A 5,252-nucleotide genomic window follows, 5' to 3' on the forward strand; every position below is an offset into this window, starting at 1 on the left:
CGGCTGAAGCGGTTGCCGGAACGGGAAGCGATGCTGTAAGCAATCGGTTCTTTGGAACCGTATAAAACAATTTCCAGTTCTTCCGGCGTGAAATCCTGGATCGGTTTATCCAGGTCGATATGGTAATGCCGGCACAAGGTATTGAATGTCTGCCATTCAATGTTCTCCGTATCGACAATATTTTTGTAATACACAATGCCGCCCTTGCGGATCGACTTGGTCCGGTCTGGAATCAGATAATCGACGTCTACCCGCTGGGTAATGCCCAGGCCCTTGCATTCGTCGCACGCTCCCAGCGGCGAGTTAAACGAAAATAACCGCGGTTCCAGACGCGGAACTGAGAAACCGCACTTCGGACAGGAATAATTCTGAGAGAACAACAGCTCGTTTTCCCCGGCCAAAACAACAACGATGCCATTGGCCAGCTTCACTGCCGTTTCCAGGGAATCATGCAGCCGGGAGCGGATCCCGTCATTCTTCACAATCCGGTCGACAACGACGTCGATCGAATGCTTTTTGTTTTTTTCTAACGGTTTGACGTCTTCCAGCAAAATCATCTGTCCGTCGACGCGGGCCCGCAGATAACCGTCTTTCAACAGTTTCTCAAAGACATCCTTAAACGTTCCCTTTTCGCGATGCGCCACTGGGGCCAGGATCTCCAGCCGCGTCTTTTCCGGCTGTTCCATAATCCGGTCAACCATCTGCGTAATCGTCTGGGAAACGATCGGTTCGTTATGAACCGGGCAATACGGAACGCCCACACGCGCATACAAAAGCCGCAGGTAATCGTAGATTTCCGTGACCGTGCCGACGGTCGAACGCGGGTTGTTGCTTGTGGTCTTCTGATCGATCGAAATCGACGGCGACAAGCCTTCGATCAAATCGACGTCCGGTTTTTCCACGCCGCCCAAAAACATCCGCGCATACGCGCTTAACGATTCGACATACCGCCGCTGTCCTTCCGCATAGATCGTATCAAATGCCAGCGACGTTTTCCCCGATCCGGACAAGCCCGTCATGATGACCAGCTTATCCCGCGGGATTGTCAGATCGATATTCTTAAGGTTGTTTTCACGCGCGCCTTTAATCACAATTTTATCATGTTGCATGTTCTTACACCTCGCTTCATATAGCTTTCCCAAGAGTGCTTCTATTGTACATCATTCTTTAAAAAAATGCTCGGGAATGACTACTTCCTCCTTATTATAGAGGGTGAGCGGGACTGCCGCAAGCTTTTCTTGAACTTTATTCAAGTTAAATTCATGAAATTCAATCTTCGTTGACAAAGACGTCAGCTTTTCATCACTTGTTCGTGATAGAATAGAGGAGATAAAAAAAGGAGGCTGCCATGAAAAGCGCTGAAGAAAGAAAGCAACAATCCATCGCTTTGCTGAAAGAGCAGGGCGTGCCTTATATCGAACATCTGCCGGTCATTGAAACCGCCGACAACGTCCGCCTGCGCAGCGCCGAGGAAATCGCCCGGCGTGCAATCTGCTGCCTGATCACAATCCAGCTGGCCTGCGACATCCAGAATCAACAGGATGTCGAGGATTCGCGGTTATTCATGACTGGACTTTTAGACCGCTTTGGCGTCCGGCTGTTTCTGACCGAGAAAGAAAAAGCGATCTTTGACGGCACGTCAACGGAACAGGACTGGGTCAACATGGTCTGGAAATACGAAGCCTACTGGCCGCTGATCTGGGCACTCGGTCTGGTCGATTCGCTCACCTTTCCAGATCAGATCTGCGATTGCCAGAAAGCGATCGAGGTCGTCAGCACCAAAGCGACGTTTGACGAATTCATGAAAGACGTGCAGCTGCGGCCGATTGACGATCTCCTCGACGAAGCAGATTTAATCTTCCGCTACGACTGGGCCTGTGTCGACGCGCGGATTAAAGGCGAACCGGCGCCAGCCGGCTTGAACAGTGAAGTCGTCTATGAACGGCACTGGGGACTGAACTGGCTGATCGACGCCGACGGGCAAAATGACTGGGATCACGTCAGCTGCAACACTTAGAAACAAAGAACTCTGATCCAGAAGGCAGCTTCTCTGCGGTTATCCATGGAGGACGCTGTTTTTTCGTCTTCCCTTGCTTTATCTTTCTTAGACAAACGCATTTTCATAAATAAAAAACGCGATCGCCTTCCTTTCCCGGCAGCCTGCCTGCGAAAAGAAGAAATCACGTCTTACTTGATTCTCGATTCGTTTATCGTTGATCACCCATGAAAAACAAGCCGATGACGCCCGCGCCGGTATGACTGCCGATGACCGGTCCAGTATAGCTGATCAGCGACTGTGAAATTCCAAAGCGCTCTTTTACCATCTTCGCGACCTGTTCCGCTTCTGAATCGACATCCCCTTGGCAAATCATGAAAATATCGTTCTTGTCTTTCCAGCTTCCCATTTTTTCTTCCATCAAATCAACAAGTGTTTTCAATGATTTATTCCGGCCGTGAACCTTGCCAATCACCTGCAGTGTTCCAGCGTCGTCGACGTGCAGAATTGGTTTGATATTGATCATTGAACCCACGATTGCCGCTGTTTTCGAGACCCGGCCGCCGCGGTAGAGGTGATTCAGGTCATCGACGGTGAACACATGACAAACGTTTAATTTATGCGCTTCAATCCAGGCCGCCGTTTCATCCAGCGACATGCCCTTCTGTTTCATCTGATTCGCTTTATACAAAAGCAGTCCCATTCCGGTCGAAGCACACAGTGAGTCGATCACGACGATCCGCTGGGCAAAGCCTTCCTCTTTCAGCATCTCCGCCGCAAGCTGACAGCTGTTATAGGTTCCGCTCAACGCGGATGAAAAACAAACGCATAGAATATCTTGGCCCTGCTTGGCCGCCGCACGAAATCCGTTCAGCGCCGCTTCAGGATTCACCTGCGAGGTTACCGGCATAGCTCCCTGCCGCAGCTTATCATAGAACTGCGGCATGGGCAGGCTGTCGCTCAGAGTATAGGTACGATTCTCAAGCGTATAGGTCAGCGATAAAACTGGAATTTGATTTTCGCGATAAAAAGACTCCGGCATATCCGCTGTACTGTCTGTCATCAGAATAAATTCATTCATAGGAATTTCCTCCTCTGTTATAAACTACAAGGCTGGGTGTTTTCATCTCTTTATGGAGAATAAGCAACACCTGCTACTTATTAGATGATAGAAGTATACGCCCAGTCTGGTGATGAAGCAACGGTCAGATTCCTTCACGCCGTAGCTTATGTGACCGGTTTAAAAAAAAATGTTGTTTATTTAAGGAATTATCCATCTTTTCAACCCATTCAATAAACTTTTTACACAACTCGTCATCTTTATTGACATAAGCAACACATGAGGATTATACTAAGCTCAAATCAGGTGAGAATATGGAAAAAAATTTAAACACGAAGGACAAGCGTGTCATCAAAACGCGCAAAGCAATTATTGGTGCGACAATTCAGCTCATGGGAACGAAGCGAATCGAACAGATCACAGTGAAGGAAATCGCAGATACCGCGTTGATCAACCGCAAAACGTTTTACACCCATTATGATTCGATCTACGATGTTCTCAACGATATTGAAAATGAGATTATCCAGTCGCTGATCCAAATTCTGGACAGTACGGATTTTTCCGCGGAACGGTTAAATCCATATCCCTTATTTGAAAAATTAACAGCGATGATCAGTCAGGATGCTGAATTCTTTCACTGCCTGCTTCAGTCCTCCGGGCATAGTCATTTGTTAAATAAAATCAAAGGCGTGATCAAGGATCATCTTCTGATTCAATTTGATAAATACTTTCCCAACGACCCTGTGCTGCCGCAATACGTTCTGGAATTCATTGCTTCTGGTTTGATCGCTGTTTATCAACAATGGTTTGACGCGAACGAGCCTGAACCGTCGCTGGAAGAGATATCCAGAATCACCGGCCTGCTTATTTTTGACGGGGTTAACGGCGTATTCCGGCAGAAGCAACAGGAATTGCTCGACAGTTCCAACTGATGTTCGCAGGTTTTCCAAACCAGAGAGAGCCTTCTCTCAGCTTGGAAGCCGCTTTCTCTGATTGCCTTCTAACTCTGGGCCGCTCCGCATCACCGCTTCCTAGGAACTGGAACACCCTGCCTGAAATTCATTTAAAAACCTGTTGATGCTATGCCGTGTTATGGCACTATCAACAGGTTTTCTATTAGGATATAAATGTCTTGAATTTCTTATTTATAAGGCTTGTCCAGGTTCAAATGAGGATAGCGTGGAACAATTTCCTCGTTTACCGCCTGCCCCAAAGCTTGCAGCAGTGTGCTGAAATGCTGAGGATCAAATTTATCAATCATTTCCTGTAATCGTTTAAAACCTTTTTCACCGCGCTGTTCGCGTTCTTCCGCGGTAACTGAATATTCCAATCCGCCATGTTCCTCTAATTCTGCGTAGAAGGAACCGAATCCGCCGGTACCGGAATTCAATTTATGCAAGTCCTTCTTAAACCACTGCTTTGCATTGCCTTCCCGGCGTTTCGCCAGAAAAGCTTCCCGGTCGAAGTCCGGCAGGATTGGAATAAACTCCAGCTGATTCATCGCTTTATACGCGCCATACATCAAATCCGTAAAGGTTTCCATCCGATCCTCGCCGCATTCCCAACCGTTTTCCTTTGCGATTTCCATGACGTGTCCAAGCTCCAGATGACAAATCGGATTCTGCGTTTCATGAAAGAAATCCATGCAGACCGAATTGATGGTCAGATAGGCCGGGCCATGCATGCTGAGGAAAAAGATTCGCTTAAAGCCTAGTTTATAAAAGGCATAAACAAGGGTTTTCAGATAATCATAACCCGCCTTAATCGAAATATTCACTGTGCTTTGCCCAATCGCCGTAGCTCCGGCATGAAAGAACGGCAAATTGATCACCGCCAGACCGTCAGCCTTCTCCGCCATCATGATGGCAGCGGCCTCTGCCAGGATGGATTCACAGTCCACAGGAAGCTGGCCATGAAGTTCAGTGACGCCTACGCTCATAAACAGGGTATCGCCGCCGTTTTTCAAATATTCAGTAATTTCTGCATCCGTACATTTATTGTAGATTCGAGTTCTCATCGTTTCTCCTCCTTTCTTTTCATTATATTTCTTCACCCATTGACCCGCAAGCTTGACCTCGAAGCGATCAGGAAAGAAGTTTTCCACCTCATTCCTGCCCATGGCTGTCCTTTTTCATCATAAATTTATCAATAACTCCAGCTCCGAGATAAACACGTCCTGTATTCCTTTCGAAACAC

The 5,252-nt window shown here is 47.6% G+C and carries 5 protein-coding genes; 2 read left to right on the forward strand and 3 right to left on the reverse strand.

All coding sequences use genetic code 11. From position 1 onward, the window contains the following. Positions 1–1,109: UvrA family protein (locus HOLDEFILI_RS00820; RefSeq protein ID WP_006057411.1), on the reverse strand; the 1,109-nt coding region annotated here is incomplete at its 3' end. A 239-nt stretch (positions 1,110–1,348) separates the two neighbouring features. Between HOLDEFILI_RS00820 and HOLDEFILI_RS00825 the strand changes: the two genes are divergently transcribed. After that, positions 1,349–2,017 (forward strand): DUF4272 domain-containing protein, encoded by a 669-nt coding sequence (locus tag HOLDEFILI_RS00825; protein ID WP_006057413.1) that lies wholly within the window; start codon positions 1,349–1,351, stop codon positions 2,015–2,017. A gap of 190 nt (positions 2,018–2,207) precedes the next feature. Here HOLDEFILI_RS00825 and HOLDEFILI_RS00830 read toward each other — a convergent pair whose 3' ends face one another. Further along, a complete protein-coding gene (locus HOLDEFILI_RS00830) occupies positions 2,208–3,077 on the reverse strand; it encodes a DegV family protein (RefSeq protein WP_006057414.1) in 870 nt (289 codons plus the stop codon). A 293-nt stretch (positions 3,078–3,370) separates the two neighbouring features. Here HOLDEFILI_RS00830 and HOLDEFILI_RS00835 point away from each other — a divergent pair, with 293 nt between their 5' ends. After that, positions 3,371–3,988 carry a TetR/AcrR family transcriptional regulator gene (locus HOLDEFILI_RS00835; protein WP_006057416.1) on the forward strand — a complete coding sequence of 206 codons (618 nt, stop codon included), beginning with the start codon at positions 3,371–3,373 and terminating at the stop codon, positions 3,986–3,988. 209 nt (positions 3,989–4,197) lie between these two features. On the opposite strand, the gene HOLDEFILI_RS18140 is transcribed toward HOLDEFILI_RS00835, so the two are convergent. Further along, positions 4,198–5,073, reverse strand: a complete 876-nt coding sequence (locus HOLDEFILI_RS18140) for a creatininase family protein (RefSeq protein WP_167317112.1) — start codon at positions 5,071–5,073, stop codon at positions 4,198–4,200. Between the last annotated feature and the right edge of the window lie 179 nt (positions 5,074–5,252).

This window comes from Holdemania filiformis DSM 12042 (assembly GCF_000157995.1).
GTDB classification, from domain to species: Bacteria; Bacillota_I; Bacilli_A; order Erysipelotrichales; family Erysipelotrichaceae; genus Holdemania; species Holdemania filiformis.